The organism is Anaerolinea thermolimosa (assembly GCF_001050195.2).
GTDB lineage: Bacteria > Chloroflexota > Anaerolineae > Anaerolineales > Anaerolineaceae > Anaerolinea > Anaerolinea thermolimosa.
This window is the reverse complement of sequence record NZ_DF967965.1, coordinates 1,779,662-1,795,379: the sequence shown is the minus strand read 5'-3', so window position 1 is coordinate 1,795,379 and position 15,718 is coordinate 1,779,662. Positions and strand designations below refer to the sequence as shown.

Here is a 15,718-nt window from a genome sequence, read left to right as displayed (position 1 = left end):
AAGCAAAACCATGGATGATAATAATATTCTGGAAGTAAGAAATTTGAAAATGTATTTCCCGATCTACCGCGGTTTGCTTCAACGCGTGGCAGGCCATGTTAAAGCTGTGGACGGGGTGAGCTTCTCTTTGCGGGAACAGGAGGTGCTCGGCCTGGTCGGGGAAAGTGGGTGTGGTAAAACCACCGTTGGCCGGACCATTTTACGCCTCTATGATCCCACTTCTGGGGAGGTTCGCTTTCGAAAGCAGACAGGTGAGTGGGTAGATGTCGCGAAGATCAGCCTCCGAGAGATGAAGCCCTTGCGGCGTGAAATGCGCATGGTTTTTCAGGATCCGTTTAGCAGCCTTAACCCGCGTTTGACGGTAAAAGATATCATTTCTGAGCCGTTAGAGATTCATGGGGTGGCTCACGGAAAAGAAGCCGAGGAAAGGGTAGCTCAGTTAATGAGAGAGGTGGGTTTAAATCCGGCCTATATGCGTCGGTATCCGCACGAGTTTTCAGGAGGTCAGCGACAACGGATTGGCCTGGCACGTGCGCTTTCACTCAATCCGAGGTTGATCATTGCTGATGAGCCTGTTTCAGCACTGGATGTCTCAGTTCAGGCGCAGGTGCTCAACCTGATGAAGGGATTACAAACAGACCTGGGGCTGACCATGATCTTTGTGGCCCATGACCTCTCGGTGGTTGAGCATATTTCAGATCGGATTGCCGTGATGTATGTGGGAAAGATTGTCGAACTGGCTGATACTGACGAGCTCATGCGCAACCCCTTACATCCGTATACCGAAGCGCTTCTTTCGGCGGTTCCACCAGCAGATCCTGACATTCGTCCCAATCGGATACGTCTGCAGGGTGAGGTACCCAGTCCGGCAAACCCACCCTCGGGTTGTATTTTTCATCCACGTTGTAATTATGCAAAGCCGGTATGTTCCCAGCAGGAGCCACTCCTGGAGGAGAACAAACCGGGTCATTTTGTAGCCTGTCACTTTGCGAGTGAGCTGAAACTGAGGGGAATTGGAGAGTAACGATGGAGCTGTCACAAAGAATCACGGCTTTCTTGGCTTATCTTCTCCCTGTAGTGAGCTGGCTTTATGCCTGGTTTTTCCAGCGAAAGAGCTCTCTGGTGATGTTCCACGTGCGCCAATCGATTGGGTTATTTCTTTTCATCCTGGGTATAGGGGTTGGCTGGGTGGTCATCACCTGGCTCCTCACATGGATTCCTTTCGGTTTCCTTTTTGGGGTGGTGCTTTTTTCTCTGGTGATCGGTGCTCTGCTTGTTGCAGTAGTGGTATGGCTGACGGGAATGGTGTATGCTCTTTTAGGGAGAGTAAAAATGCTCCCATTTATTGGAGAAAAGGCCAATCGGCTGCCTATTAGATAACAGCCGGCCATACCGGTATGCTGGTTTGAGGCAAAAACTAGTTTAAAAGAAGGCGGGTGCGCTCCACCCGCACTTCTGTTGCATCTATGCCCAGGGTTGAGAGAACCTCCTCTGGCCGACCGGTAGCACCTTCTCGCGCGGAGAGCAGCATCCTGAGTGATGGGAATGGCTTTAAAGAAGAGGGGGGAATAATTTCAATTGCATGGATTAAAGGCCGTAAATCATAGGATTTGTTCCGCCAGACTCTGGAGAGAGATGCCTGGGAAAGAATCCCCTGGACCTTTTGTTGCAGGTCATCCAGAGGAAGGTCATTGAAGAAATCAACGCGGTACTCGGCTTGTAATACCTGGGTTTGGAGAGCTGGCCAGTCGAGTGGAACTTCCATGATGGACTGAATGGACAGCCCCGGTGGAGAAGCTTTTTGTAGTCGTTCCAGAAGATTCGGTATGGGCATTTCCTCGATAAGCCAGAGATCCGCAATCTCGCAAAGCGATGTAAACCCTAATGGCAGTGCGGCAGCAATATGGAAGCGGGGGCGTGGATTGAATCCCTGGCTGAAGGCTATCGGTACACGAGCCCTGCGCAGAGTACGCTCCCAGACCGTCTGCATATCGAGGTGGCCAACATACCGCAGTTCTTCGCCTCGAGCATAAACTATACGGTATCGATGGAGTGTCTCAGGAGCAGACCCGTTCATAGGGTTGCCTCACGCTGGAGTGGTTTCTTCACTTTCACGGGTGGGCACTTCCAGGCTTCAGGGGGGGTCTTTAAACGCAGGTCAGAAAATTCCGGTAAAATTCCGCATGCATAACAATGATCCCGACAATCATTTCGCAGGCGGCCTTCTTTGCTCCACAGGAAGTCCTGTTTTAGATACTGTGCACGCACGGCTGTGCTGATGTGTGACCAGGGAAGAATTTCATCCAGAGAACGCTGACGGTGGCTATAAAAGGTTGGGTCCAGGCCACAATCGTTGAATGCCTGGAGCCAAAGCTGAATATTAAAATGATCCTGCCAAGCATCAAATTTGGCACCCAATTGCCAGGCGCGAAGGATCACTTCTCCAAGACGGCGATCCCCTCGCGAAAGCCAAGCTTCCAGAAGGGTAACCTCTGGTTCTACCCAGGTAAGTTTGAAACCCTGAGCGCGCAACCCTCGCCGCAGGATATCCTGTTTCAGACGGATCTGCTCTATCGAATCTACGGCCACCCATTGAAAGGGTGTGTGTGCTTTAGGAATGAAGGTGCTTACTCCCACATGAACGCGAGCCCTGCCGCCAACCCGTTTGTGCCCTTCAGCCAGTACTGTGTGGCAGAGGTCTACAATGGCCTGGACGTCTTCCAGGGTTTCCTCAGGATGACCGATCATAAAGTATAGTTTCACTGTGTTCCAGCCACGGTCGAAAACGGCGCGGATGGTTTCAAGGAATTGATGTGAAGAAATGCCTTTGTTAATAATCTGGCGCATGCGTTCTGTGGCCGCCTCGGGTGCAAGGGTGAAACCACCCCCGGGCCTCAGGTCGTGGAGCTGATCCATGAGTTGTACTGAGAAGGACTCAATCCGCAGAGATGGCAGGGTCACGGTTAATTTCCGGTCACCAAAGCGTTGACTCACCCGATCGACCAGCTCCCGAATATGCGTGTAGTCAGACGAAGAGAGAGAAAGCAGGCCAACTTCTTCATAACCGGTCAGATCAAGGGCTTCCTCGATGGCCTGAATGATTTCATCCACACTCCTTTCGCGAACCGGACGGGTGATCATGCCGGCCTGACAGAATCGGCACCCACGGGTACATCCCCGCATGATTTCGATGGCAATTCGGTTGTGCACAATATCAATGGATGGTACCAGGAACCGGGTAAGGGGAGGGGGGAGCGTGGGGACAATGCGTTTGACGATGGGGATGGGAGCGGTCTCAATCAGAGGGCGGATCGCTTGAACAGTTCCATCGGGATGATAATCTACCGTATAAAGGGCTGGGATGTAAACCCCAGGAATAGCCGAAAGTCTAACGAAGAGATCATTTCGTGAGGTGCCACTTTCCTTCCATGCCTGATGAACGTTGATTATTTCATGAATGACTTCTTCACCTTCGCCGATCACAAAGGCATCGATGAAGCGGGACATTGGTTCAGGGTTGAAGGCCGCGTGTCCTCCAGCAATGATCAAGGGAGAAGACTCATCTCGTTCGTTAGCAAGGAGAGGAATTCCAGCAAGATCCAGAATGGTAAGGACGTTGGTGTACAGGCTTTCATAGGGCAGGCTAAATCCCAGAATGTCGAAAGCCGAGAGCGGATGTTTGCTTTCCAGGCTGTAAATGGGCAGACCTGCTTTACGCATCTCGGCTTCCATATCGGTCCAGGGAGCGTATGCCCGTTCGGCCAGGGCATCGGGGCGCTGGTTGATCTGATCATAAAGGATTGCCAGCCCCAGATTCGGTAACCCCAGATCGTAAATATCCGGGAAGATTAAAGCGATGTGAGTAGATACGCTCTGCCAGTCTTTGAGCGTCTGGTTGAGTTCTCCCCCGACGTATCGACCTGGTTTTTGAACTTTTAATAAAATACGGTGAAGATGCTGTTCAATTTGTTCGGGCGTTAACATTAAAAAGTTCCTTTATACATGCCACCATCCACTGGTAACATAACTCCGGTAAGATAAGATGCTGCCGGGCTGACCAGAAAAACGGCGGCACGGGCAAATTCGTCCGGGGTTGAAATTCGTCCCAGAGGGCTTTCTCTGGATTGTTTGTCTAACTCTTCTTTGAACGTGGTGCCATTTATCCTGGCCCGGTTTTCCAGCAACTCGCGGATTCGTTCCGTTTCGGTCCAGGCGGGTAGGATGGAATTCACCCGTATGCCCTGGGCCCCAAGTTCGAGGGCCAGTGACTTGGTTAACCCGACGGTGGCAGCACGAATGCTGTTTGAAAGAATGAGGTTCTGAATGGGCTGTTTAACCGAAATGGAAGTGATTGTGAGAATCGACCCTGTTTGGGATTGTTTTAAAAGGGGTAATGCCGCCTTGATCAGGCGCACGTGAGCCATCAGACAAAGGTCAATCCCTTGTTGCCAGTCGGTTTCTTCGAGAGATTCAAAACTCCCGGGTCGAGGGCCACCCGTGTTGGTAATGAGGATATCGAGCCTCCCTACTTGGCGGGTGATTTGATCGAGAAGGGTGGCAGGCGTTTCAGGCAGGGTTACATCACCCGGAAGGGCAAGCACCCTGACTCCGGTATGGGATGCAATAGATTGGCGTGCCTGTTCCAAACGGTATGGGTCGCGACCGTTGATCACCACTTCGGCTCCTTCCTGTGCCAGAAGGTGGGCGGTTGCAAATCCCAACCCGCGGCTTGCACCAGTGACCAGAGCAACTTTATTCTTTAGTCCTAAATCCACAGTGTTCTCCCTAGATCAATTCGATCTGGTTATCGACCACTTCCAGATCTGCCGAATGAACAAGCATAAAATCTACCACGGTTTGCAGCATTTGTCGAACATGAGTGGCGTCATTGCTGACGGTAACTGCAGCGATCACTGCATTCTGCCATTGATCTTGCAGGTCAATTTCGGCAGTGGCCAGGTTGTATTCTCGATGCAATCTCGATAACACGGGCTTTATCCTGCCGCGTTTTTCTTTGAGAGAGGTACACCCGGGCAGGTGAAGATGAAGGGTAAGTACGCCAATTTTCATGCCAATTCATCCAAGTTCAGTCTGATTATTGTACCAAAGAAAAATAGAGATGATCTGAGGTCAGGGACAATAATTTCCTCTTGCATAATCTTATTTGCACGGTTACAATGCCACTCGTTAGACGTTCATGAATAGAGAGCAACGAAGCATGGTTGATGAAATTGCTTACCAGGAAGCCCTGGATTACCTGTACCGTTTTGTTGATTATAGCCTGACGCGTAACTTCCGCTATACTCCGGAAAAATTCGACCTTGGCCGGATGCACCAGTTAATGCACTTGCTGGGAGATGCTCACCTGCAATATCCGGTTATTCATGTGGCTGGCACAAAGGGAAAGGGCTCAACGGCGGCGATGATCGCCTCTGTGCTCCAATCGGCAGGCTATCGGGTGGGGCTATATACGTCTCCTCATTTACAGGATTATGCTGAACGTATTCAAATCAATCGACAACCCATCGACCATGATGAGTTTACTTTACTGGTAGAAGAGATTAAACCTAAGGTGATGCAGGTCGAGCGGTTAACCACATTTGAAATCACCACTGCCCTGGCTTTTCTTTACTTTGCCAGGAACAAGTGTGATATTGGTGTCATAGAAGTGGGGCTCGGAGGACGATTGGATGCCACGAATGTGGTCGACCCGCTGGTAAGTGTGATTACCTCGCTCTCGATGGATCACATGAACGTTTTAGGAGATACACTGGGTAAGATCGCTGCGGAGAAAGCAGGGATTGTCAAGCCAGGTAAGCCGTTAGTATTAGCCCCACAACGGGAAGAAGCCCGACTGGTTGTGAGAGGCATCGCTGAGGAACGGAAGTCTCCGGTAGTAGAAGTGGGGCAGGATTATCTCTTTGCTTTGAGGTCACGTTCATTGGAGGGGCAAACTTTTTGGATCTGGCGAAGGGATGAACAAATGCTCGTGGATCAATTCATTGAGAGTGGCGGTAACCATCCCTGGCAACCGATGAGGTTGCATATTCCATTGCTCGGATATCATCAGGTGCAGAATGCGGCTACAGCTTTTGCGGCTTTGCAAGTGGCTCGGGCGCAAGGGATTGAAATTCACGAGCGAGCCATTTCAGATGGATTCTCATCCGTTTTCTGGCCAGCCAGGTTTGAGATTTTGGGACGCAATCCCCTTCTGGTGGTGGATTCAGCCCATAATCGGGATTCGGCTCTGAAGTTACGCCTGACGCTGGATGATTATTTACCCGATAAACCGATTATTTTATTGTTTGGTGCCTCTGAAGACAAAGATATTCATGGGATGTTTGAAGAACTGCTTCCCCGGGTTCGCCGGTTGATTGCCACGCAGTCGGTACATCCCCGGGCGGCAGAAGCCGAAAAATTGGTAGAATTAGCTCACAGGTTTGGGGTGCCTGCTCAGGCGCTTACACCGGTGGAGAAAGCTCTGGAACGTGCGCTGGAGCTTGCTGTGAAGGAAGAAGCTGCTGTCGTAGCAGCGGGTAGTTTGTTTATCGCTGCAGCTGTGCGAGAGATTTGGTTAAAATCTCGACAGATGCAACCTGAAGCCGCAAAATGAGGATAATGGACGAATGAAAGACGATTGGTCCGAGCAGGATTCTGACGAGTACACGAATAATTTACAACAACGCACTGAAGAATTATACGAAATTCCAGATGCTATCCCTGATGCGGAGGGGTTAATCGAATGCATCGCTTTTGTCATGCGGGATATGCTTGTTTTCCCGCGCATGATTTCGCCGGTTTTTATCAGCCCGGGAGAAAATCTGATTGCAGTACAGGATGCTCAGCTGGCCGAAGAGACGATGATCGGCCTGGTACAGCAGAACTCTGAGGTAGACCTGCCTGGGCCAGAGGATTTTCTGCCAATTGGTGTGGAAATTGCCGTTGGGCGATTAATTTCTCTGGCCGATGGCAATCACTCTGCCCTGGTACAGGGCCGCCGCAGGGTGGAAATTGTCGAAATTGTGGATGAAGGGCCGTATTATCGGGTAAAAGCCAGGCCAATTCATGAGCCCATCGAGATCGACCGCGAACTCGATGCTCTTATGCGTACCGCGCGAGACCTTTTTGAAAAATGTGTGCAACTTGATCGAAGCCTGCCAGACGAAGCCCATTTGTTTTCCATCAATATTCCAGAACCGGGATGGCTGGCAGATATGATTGCTACGGCGATCTCTTTGCCGTTCAAAGAACGTCAGACCCTCCTGCTCCTTCCTGATCCAAGAGAACGTTTGAAACGTTTGAATTGGTTGCTTGCCCAGGAATTGGATGTTTTACAGCTGGAAGATGAAATTCAAAGCAAGGTTCAAAACGAGGTCGACCGTAGCCAGCGGGAATTTTACCTTCGTGAACAGATGAAGGCCATCCAGACAGAGCTGGGTGAAGGAGATATCTGGACGCGCGACATCACCGAACTTCGAGAGAAGATCGAGAAGACTTTTCTGCCTGATGAAGCCCGCAAAGTGGCCCTTAAAGAGGTGGAGCGCTTAAGCCAGATGCCGGCAATGGCACCGGAAGTGGGAATTATCCGCACCTACCTGGATTGGATCCTGGAACTTCCGTGGAACACGCTCACGGAGGACAATCTGGATGTTAAGCACGCTGCGGAGGTGCTGGAACGCAATCATTATGGCCTTAAAGATGCCAAAGACCGGATTCTGGAATATATCGCGGTTCGCAGTTTACAGCCGAAGAAACTTCGTCAGCCCATTTTATGTTTTTCCGGGCCTCCGGGAACCGGAAAAACTTCTTTAGGACGCTCAATTGCCGAAGCCCTGGGGCGAAACTTTGTGAGGTTATCGCTAGGTGGTGTGCGGGACGAAGCTGAGATTCGTGGGCATCGGCGTACTTATATTGGGGCATTACCAGGCCGCATCCTGCAAACCATGCGTCGGGCAGGTTCGCTCAACCCCCTGTTTATGCTGGATGAGATTGACAAGCTTGGAGCCGATTTCCGTGGAGACCCTTCGGCGGCCTTACTGGAGGTTCTTGACCCTGAACAAAATTATGCATTCTCCGATCACTACCTCGAGATTCCGTTTGATCTTTCCAAGGTGATGTTCATCACTACTGCAAATTCGCTGGCAAGCATTCCACCTGCCCTGTTGGATCGGATGGAGGTGATCGAGTTCCCGGGGTATATTGAAGAAGAAAAACTCGAAATTGCCCGGCGCTACTTGATTCCTCGCCAGCTGGAAGAAAGTGGACTGGAGGAGGGTGAGGTAACCTTCCAGGATCAGGCTATTCGCAGGATTATCCGGGAATACACATACGAAGCCGGGGTGCGTAACCTGGAACGAGAAATAGGGCGTATGTGCCGAAAAGTGGCGCGATTAAAATCGGAGAAGAAAGCCTATCCAAAACGGCTCGGTGCGGCGACTGTAGAGCGTTTTCTTGGGCCGCCACAATTCTTCCAGACCGAAGCAGAGCGGCAGGATGAAGTAGGTGTGGCCACCGCGATGGCGTGGACAGAAAATGGCGGCGAGATCATGCCTGTAGAAGTGTTGATCATGGAAGGGAAAGGCAACCTCCAGATCACTGGTTCTGTGGGGGAGATCATGCAAGAGTCTGCCCAGGCAGCTCTTTCGTACCTCAAAGCCCACTGTCGAGAATTTGGGCTGGATCCTAACCTCTTCGAAGGCCTCGATGTTCACATTCATGTTCCGGAAGGGGCGGTTCCCAAAGATGGCCCAAGTGCCGGGATTACCATCGCAACGGCTTTGATCTCGGCGTTTACAGAACGGAAGGTTTACCGCGATGTGGGGATGACAGGCGAAATCACTTTACGTGGCCGGGTTTTGCCCATCGGGGGAGTGCGTGAAAAAGTACTGGCTGCTCATCGGGCCGGATTAAAAACCATTATTTTACCGGAACGGAATAAAAAAGATCTGGTGGATGTGCCAAAGAAAGTTCTTGCTGATTTGAAGGTGATCACGGTTAACTCGATGGAAGAGGTTTTGAAAATCGCCCTTCATCCACCCGATGAAAATGCTCCGCTTCCGCGGTGGCGTGAGCGAGAAAAACAAGAGGCTGAGCAAGAAGAAGGGGAATAAAATTCACCCCCCGGGGAGGGGGGTGAATTTTATCAGGTTTCTTTGGGGGGATTAGAAGAGGCCGCCTGACGTTCGCTCTGAATCGTCCTGACTCCGTTGCGTACCTGAGTAAGCAAGCGCTCCATCTCGGCTTCGATGCGGGTTAATGTTTCCAGCACGTACTCATCGGCTTCGCGTTTAATAACATTCACTTCCTGGTACGCCTGTGCGATGATTTGTTCAGCCCGGGCCTGGGCTTCAGCAACGATGGAATCGCGGCTTACAAGGGCTTCGCTTTTTTCGCGAGCCAGCGCCAGGGTTCGGTTGGCTTCTTCCTGAGCCTGTGCAAGAATTCGGTCACGCTGAGCCAGTAATTGCTGAGCTTTCTTGATCTCTTCAGGAATCGAGACACGCATTTGGTCAATCAGATCCAGCATACGGTCTTCATTGACAATAACGCTGTGAGAAAAAGGCAAAGGGCGGCTTTCGTTAAACAACTCTTCTAATCGATCCACCAAATGCAAGATATCCATGAGCTCCTCCGCAAACGGCTCGGTTAACCCCTTCGTTGCAATGTTCAGGCCAGAAGGCCTGTATTGATTATAGCGTACATCTCAATCACGTAGTGAGGTTTGCGGGACAATTTGCTGACCTTCTCCCAGCTCAAAAAAACGGCGATGCAGGGCCAGGGCTACATGCGGAGGTACCATGCTGCTGACATCTCCGCCGAGGGAGGCGATTTCGCGCACTGTAGAGGATGAGAGGAAGGTGTTTTGTTCGTCGGTGATGAATGCAACCACCTCAATATCCGGGCCAAGGCGTTGATTGGCCAGGGCCATGCGGAATTCGTATTCGAAGTCGCTGAACACACGCAAGCCTCTGACGATGACCTGCGCTCCGTTCATGCGACATGCGTCAACGGTAAGCCCTCGATACCCGATCACCCGGATATTTTCTTCTTCCTTGAATGCGGCTCGCACTAGGGCAATGCGTTCTTCGGGAGAAAAAAGGAGGGATTTTAACGGGCGATCGTATACGGCTACGATTAATTCATCGAAGATTCTTGATGCTCGTCGGGCAATGTTAATATGCCCATAATGGATGGGATCAAATGTTCCCGGGAAGAAAGCTCGGACCATTAGCTTATGTCTCCTCTACCTGCGCCCCAGAACCGATTGAGTCTTTCGGTCAGCGCGGCGTGTTCGGGCGCTGCGAGGTCAGGGTCTTTTTCAAAAATAGCCTGTGCCTGCTGGCGTGCTTTTTCGATCAGCTTGACATCGGTTAACTTGGCCATCTTCAATTCACTGTAGCCAGCCTGGCGGGTACCCAGGAACTCTCCCGGGCCGCGTTGTTCAAGATCATATTCAGCAAGGACAAAGCCATCGCTTGTCTCGGCCATGGCAGCCAGACGCTCGTTCTCAAGGGCATCTTCGTGATCCGGAATCAAGAGGCAGTAGGCCTTGGCGTTTCCCCGGCCAACCCTGCCGCGGAATTGATGCAGTTGAGCCAGCCCGAATCGGTTCGCTCCCTCGACCAGCATGACGGTAGCGTTTGGAATATCCACACCTACTTCGACGACTGATGTGGAAACCAGTATGTGAAATTCTCCGTCGCGGAAGCGAGCCATGACCTCGTCTTTCTCATCAGGGCGCATTTTCCCGTGGAGAAGGCCGATTCGAAGATTGGGGAAGACTTCTCTCTGAAGTTTTTGGTGTTCTTCCACCGCCGCCAGGGCTTCAGCTTTTCCATTATCGCCATTTTGTTCGATCATGGGGTAGATGATAAAAGCCTGGTAACCGGCTTGGATCTGGCTTCGAATGAGCTGGTAAGCACGTTCTCGTTCAAGAGGATGAAGAACGTGAGTTTCCACGGGTTGCCGTCCGGGGGGCATTTCGTCCATGATGGAAAGATCCAGGTCGCCATAGATGGTGAGGGCAAGGGAACGAGGGATGGGAGTGGCAGTCATGACCAGCAGATGAGGGTTGTTCCCTTTAGCACGAAGAAGAGCCCGCTGGGCAACCCCGAACCGATGCTGTTCATCGATGACCACCATTTGTAAGTCCTGGAAAGTAATTGGGTCTTCGATCAGGGAATGGGTGCCGATGACCAGTTTTACTTTCCCCTCGGCCAGCAAAGTGCGGATTTCTTCCTTTTCGGATTCGCGAGTATCTCCGACAAGAAGACGGATCTCTTCGGGAGATAGCAGGGCAGGAGAGTGTTCATCTCCTGCTGTCAACAGGCGAGAGAGATTACGATAATGTTGCTCGGCAAGGATGGAAGTGGGTGCCATGAGTGCCGCCTGAGCTCCATGACGCATTACCATGGCCATGCCAAGAGCTGCCACCACGGTCTTCCCGGAGCCAACATCTCCCTGCAGTAACCGATCCATTGGCCGCCCGGATTGCAAATCGCGGGCAATTTCATCGAGCGCGCGCCGCTGGGCCCCGGTTAACGGGAATGGAAGACGACTAATTTGTTCTTCCAGCCACTGGGATGGGGTGTCAAATCGTCTTGCCTCGACCCTCTTCCAGGTGTATTTTTGGCGGAGAACACCGAGTTGTAAGAGGAAAATTTCATCAAAGGCCAATCGCCAGCGTGCCTGGTCAAGGGTATCCTGGCTATCAGGAAAATGCACCTGGTATAAAGCCACCCCCAAATCCATCAGCTTGAGATTCAGGCGGATGGATTCGGGCAGGTAATCTTCCATTCGAGGAGCACAGAAGCGTACCGCTTCGTGAATGATACTGCGCAATTGCTTCTGGCTGATCGACGATGTGAGCGAGTACACTGGAATGATACCACTGGTATGCAGGTGTTCTTTTTCCAGTTCCTCCACCTCTGGCATGTTCATCACCAGGCGTCCCAGGTACATATCCAGTTTTCCAGAAACAGTTACCTGGTCTCCCTGATGAAGGGCTTTCTCCCGCCAGGGTTGATTGAACCAGCTCAGCCGCAAAGTTCCTGTGCCATCCGAGAGAACGGCCTCGGTCAGTTGAGATTTTCCGCCGCGGATGGGACGTGTCTGAACGGCTACGATGGTGCCAAGCACAGTCACTTCTTCGCCATACGTCAGCCGGTTGATGGGTTTCATCCGGCTGTAATCGTCATATCGGCGTGGGAAGTAATAAAGAACATCTTCCAGGGTATGTAAACCCAGCCTGGCCAGGATAGCCGCTTTTTGTTTACTAACCCCAGGGATCACCGTCACCGGTGCATTCAGGTCAATATTCAAGCGATGAGGGACTCTGGGTTGAGGAGCGGGTTTCGACTCCTCACTGGGATCAGGCTCTATGCCCTCTACGGGTTTTGGGCCTTCAGGATCATCCAACGCATTGAAAATTGCTTTGATGGTTTCTTCCCGAGATGATACATCCAGAGAGGAGTAACGCTGGAGTTGGAGCACGATGGATGCGATAACCTCTTCGTCCAATCCATCTGAAAGTGCCTCTTTCTGCCAGATTGGAATGACTTTATCCAGCCCGCCAACCACAGCGCGGTTGTCAAAATGGCGTTCTCGTTCGAGAGAGAGGAATTTTTTTAATTTTAAGATCGATGAAGCCATAAGCCTATTTTACCGTATTGCTTTTTTACTCAGCTTCCATAATCATCAAGGCAAGCGTTCGAGGGCCGGTCAGGATGGCTAATGGAAGGTTGATGGTGTGTTCAGTGAACTGGGTCGATGGGAAGTGATCCTGCACGAATTCTCTTAAGAGGTGCGATTCATGGTGAAAGGGGGCAACTCCCTGAACCAGGGCAATATGTTGCAGATGATCAAACTCGCTTAAAAATTCCTGAAAGAAATCCATCACTGCACGCAGGTTACGGGGTTTTTCAAGGGGGCTAAGCTTCCCTTCCTCAAGCGAGAAGATTGGAATGAGGTTAAGCATTTCTCCAACAGTAGCCTGGGCAGGGTCAATAAAGCCCGATTTGCTCAGATAAGAAAGGCCAGCTGTGCAAAGCAGAGAATAGACTCTGGAAATAGCTTTTCTTACCTGTCGTTCAATTTCCATGGATGGGAGACCGTTAGCATTGCACTCTGCAGCGAGCTGGACGAGAAGACCAAGGCCTACCGAAGTGGTTTGAGAGTCGATCAGGGTGATAGGAATCTGGCTTTTGGCTGCCGTAGCAGCCAGTTCAGCCTGATGATACAACGGGGTTAACTCGCTGGACGTGAAGATGGCGATAATTTCTCGATAATACGACGCAAGACTTTGAAAAACTTGCAGGATCTTCTCGGGTGAAGGGACGACCAGGTTCGGAGCGGTGTTACCGTAGATTGAGGGCGGTAAAGCAGACGGTTTAAGGCCTTCGCCTTCCGGGTAAACGTTCCCATGGAAGTCAACATCATAAGAGAGAATGCGTACATCAGCCCGGCCTGCAAATCCTGGTTGGGTGAATTGAACGGCGCTATCGGTCAGGATGCAGAGAGAACTCATAGTTATTCGATGGCGATGATGAATTGGTAATTTGGCTGTCCACCTTCATGGAGTTCGATTTCATGGTTGGGGTATTTTTCTCGTACAAGGTCTACCAATCGGTTTACCTCGGAACGGGAAATGTTATCACCATAGAAAAAGGTGATCCGCTCGCGATCTTCTGTACTGGCTTGTTGGAGTAAACCAAGCAAGGCTTCTTCCAAAGAATGGGATGAAAGGACCAGTTCGCCATTCAGCAAAGCAATGACTTCGCCCTGTTGCACTTTAACACCATTAAGTTCAACGGATCGAGTGGCGGTGGTAATTTCTCCGGTTTCAACTTCGGTGATCGCCCGGGTCATTTCTTCGGCTACTTCCTCCAGGTCACCATCCGGGTCGTAGCAGAAAAGAGCACTGATTCCCTGGGGAACGGAGCGGCATGGGATCACCCTGACCTTTTTTACGGTAACCTCAGCACTGTTCTGAGCTGCCAGAATGATATTTTTGTTATTGGGTAAGATGATGATTTTATCCGTGGGTAAATTTTCAAAGGCCGAAAGGATCTCCTCGGTGCTTGGATTCATGGTTTGGCCGCCTTCCACGATGGCCGCGGCACCCAGGCTGGCGAAAATACGAGCGATGCCGGGGCCAGGAGCAACGGCTACCACGGCGATCTGCCCGGGCTTCACTGGCGTCAGGGAAAGCTTGGGGGCTTCAGGTTTTTGCTCCATTTCTTCCATCTGGGCGAGCAGGTTTTCCATGGCCACTTTGGTAATGGTGCCCAGCCCCATAATGTAGTCGATGGGGGTGTAGCGTTTCTCGGTTGGGACATGAATGTGCATGCGATACATTCCATCCCCTTCACCAACCTGGATGGAAGTACCCATGTTTGCCAGATCGGCATAGAACTTTTCTAAATTTAACTCATGGCGTGGGCGAAAATCTACCACCACTTCATAATCCTGACCGGGTTCGATTTCTTCCACCGACTGTTCGATTTGCATTGCCGAGAGAGGCTGGACGGCGGCAACATTGGTTTCCAGGGTGAGGCCTTTAACTTTTCGCAACATGCCCTCCAGAATGAAAAAGAGACCTTTCCCGCCAGAATCCACTACACCTGCCTGTTTCAGGATGGGTAGGAGTTCCGGGGTGCGTTTGACGGAAGCGTCGGCTGCTTCTACAGCTTTTTCTAATAAAATAACCAGGTCATCGTTCTCTTTTCGGGCTTCGTCAACAGCGGCAGAGATATCTTTAATCACGGTCAGGATCGTGCCTTCGACCGGACGGACAACCCCTTTATAAGCAGTATTGCGGCTTTCATGGATTGCCTGAACAAAAAGATCAGCATTCATGGTTTCGAGGTTGTCAAGAGCGCGAGCAAAACCGCGCCAGATTTGGGATAAAATGACGCCCGAATTGCCGCGTGCTCCCATGAGAGCTCCCTGAGCAATATCATGGGCAATCTTGCCGATATTTTTCTCCCCTGAATTTGCTACCTCATTATAAGCCGCCTGCATGGTGAGTACCATGTTGGTACCGGTATCTCCATCTGGAACGGGAAATACATTGAGCGCGTTTACAGTTTGCTGATTGGTTCTGAGCCAGACCAGACCAGCTTCGACAAGCTTTCGCAGTCCCTGACCATCCAGGGTCTTTCGTTCTCCCGTTGGGTTTCCTGCAGGTGAAGTGGGATTGGCTTCCTCGATACTCATTCCATCTCCAGACTAGTAAAGATCACATTAATCAATGTTGCTGATACGCAGACCACGGACGTGAACATTCACCTCGCTCACCGGCAGGCCAAACGTTTTTTCTACCTGGTAACGTACATTTTCCGATACGGTATTGGCAACTTCTTTAATCCGGGTTCCGTATTCAACAATAATATACAGATCAATCTTGATATGTTTCTCATCAAAGCGAACATCAACCCCAAGCGTAGGGTCTTTCACAAGTACCTGAACCAGTCCTTCAGCAAGGTTTTTGGCGGCCAACCCTACCACGCCGTAAGAGGATAGGGCTGACTGACAGGCCACGGTCGCGATGGCCCGATAAGATACAAAAATATTTCCGATTGGATTATTACTATCATTCATACGCCCAGCCTTTTATGTAAACCCACAGTTCTTGTCGATCGTTACGAGCTGTGGTAAAATTTCCGCTCGTGGCGGGATGGGTTTCCTTGTCCTGACATCGACCTGCAATTATAGCAAG

The 15,718-nt window shown here is 51.0% G+C and carries 14 protein-coding genes; 4 read left to right on the top strand and 10 right to left on the bottom strand.

Annotation, left to right across the window (positions count from 1 at the left end; translation table 11 throughout):
* The first annotated feature begins 10 nt into the window (after positions 1 to 10).
* Positions 11 to 1,024, top strand: coding sequence for an ABC transporter ATP-binding protein (locus ATHL_RS08150; protein WP_062192385.1), 1,014 nt, complete (start codon positions 11 to 13; stop codon positions 1,022 to 1,024).
* Positions 1,025 to 1,026: 2 nt separating this feature from the next.
* A complete protein-coding gene (locus tag ATHL_RS08145; RefSeq protein ID WP_062191962.1) occupies positions 1,027 to 1,380 on the top strand; it encodes a hypothetical protein in 354 nt (117 codons plus the stop codon).
* 37 nt (positions 1,381 to 1,417) lie between these two features.
* Here ATHL_RS08145 and ATHL_RS08140 read toward each other — a convergent pair whose 3' ends face one another.
* The 4 genes from ATHL_RS08140 to ATHL_RS08125 are packed head-to-tail and all read right to left on the bottom strand — an operon-like array spanning position 1,418 to position 5,070.
* Positions 1,418 to 2,077 (bottom strand): TIGR03936 family radical SAM-associated protein, encoded by a 660-nt coding sequence (locus ATHL_RS08140; RefSeq protein ID WP_062191959.1) that lies wholly within the window; start codon positions 2,075 to 2,077, stop codon positions 1,418 to 1,420.
* A complete protein-coding gene (locus tag ATHL_RS08135) occupies positions 2,074 to 3,984 on the bottom strand; it encodes a TIGR03960 family B12-binding radical SAM protein (protein WP_062191956.1) in 1,911 nt (636 codons plus the stop codon). The genes ATHL_RS08140 and ATHL_RS08135 overlap by 4 nt, the downstream gene beginning before the upstream one ends.
* Complete coding sequence (locus tag ATHL_RS08130; protein WP_062191953.1) at positions 3,984 to 4,775, bottom strand: SDR family oxidoreductase; 792 nt, start codon at positions 4,773 to 4,775, stop codon at positions 3,984 to 3,986. Before ATHL_RS08130 ends, ATHL_RS08135 begins: the two co-directional genes overlap by 1 nt.
* A gap of 10 nt (positions 4,776 to 4,785) precedes the next feature.
* Positions 4,786 to 5,070, bottom strand: coding sequence for a DUF503 domain-containing protein (locus tag ATHL_RS08125; RefSeq protein ID WP_062191951.1), 285 nt, complete (start codon positions 5,068 to 5,070; stop codon positions 4,786 to 4,788).
* A 148-nt stretch (positions 5,071 to 5,218) separates the two neighbouring features.
* Between ATHL_RS08125 and ATHL_RS08120 the strand changes: the two genes are divergently transcribed.
* Together ATHL_RS08120 and lon are read left to right on the top strand one after the other, a co-directional pair.
* Positions 5,219 to 6,613 carry a bifunctional folylpolyglutamate synthase/dihydrofolate synthase gene (locus ATHL_RS08120; RefSeq protein WP_062191948.1) on the top strand — a complete coding sequence of 465 codons (1,395 nt, stop codon included), beginning with the start codon at positions 5,219 to 5,221 and terminating at the stop codon, positions 6,611 to 6,613.
* 13 nt (positions 6,614 to 6,626) lie between these two features.
* Positions 6,627 to 9,110, top strand: a complete 2,484-nt coding sequence (lon, locus tag ATHL_RS08115; RefSeq protein WP_084001278.1) for an endopeptidase La — start codon at positions 6,627 to 6,629, stop codon at positions 9,108 to 9,110.
* A gap of 32 nt (positions 9,111 to 9,142) precedes the next feature.
* Here lon and ATHL_RS08110 read toward each other — a convergent pair whose 3' ends face one another.
* The 6 genes from ATHL_RS08110 to ATHL_RS08085 all read right to left on the bottom strand — a co-directional run bounded on the left by ATHL_RS08110 (position 9,143) and on the right by ATHL_RS08085 (position 15,600).
* The gene (locus tag ATHL_RS08110) at positions 9,143 to 9,622 is read right to left on the bottom strand and encodes an ATP synthase subunit B family protein (protein WP_062191945.1); all 480 of its coding nucleotides are present in this window, start codon (positions 9,620 to 9,622) and stop codon (positions 9,143 to 9,145) included.
* Between the two features lie 81 nt (positions 9,623 to 9,703).
* Positions 9,704 to 10,228: a pantetheine-phosphate adenylyltransferase gene (gene coaD / locus ATHL_RS08105; RefSeq protein ID WP_062191943.1), complete on the bottom strand. Its 525-nt coding sequence runs from the start codon at positions 10,226 to 10,228 to the stop codon at positions 9,704 to 9,706.
* Positions 10,228 to 12,651 (bottom strand): ATP-dependent DNA helicase RecG, encoded by a 2,424-nt coding sequence (recG, locus tag ATHL_RS08100; RefSeq protein ID WP_062191940.1) that lies wholly within the window; start codon positions 12,649 to 12,651, stop codon positions 10,228 to 10,230. The genes coaD and recG overlap by 1 nt, the downstream gene beginning before the upstream one ends.
* Positions 12,652 to 12,676: 25 nt before the next feature.
* Positions 12,677 to 13,525, bottom strand: a complete 849-nt coding sequence (locus tag ATHL_RS08095) for a DegV family protein (protein ID WP_062191938.1) — start codon at positions 13,523 to 13,525, stop codon at positions 12,677 to 12,679.
* A 2-nt stretch (positions 13,526 to 13,527) separates the two neighbouring features.
* Positions 13,528 to 15,216 carry a DAK2 domain-containing protein gene (locus ATHL_RS08090; RefSeq protein WP_062191935.1) on the bottom strand — a complete coding sequence of 563 codons (1,689 nt, stop codon included), beginning with the start codon at positions 15,214 to 15,216 and terminating at the stop codon, positions 13,528 to 13,530.
* Positions 15,217 to 15,243: 27 nt separating this feature from the next.
* Positions 15,244 to 15,600, bottom strand: a complete 357-nt coding sequence (locus tag ATHL_RS08085; RefSeq protein WP_062191932.1) for an Asp23/Gls24 family envelope stress response protein — start codon at positions 15,598 to 15,600, stop codon at positions 15,244 to 15,246.
* Positions 15,601 to 15,718: the final 118 nt, after the last annotated feature.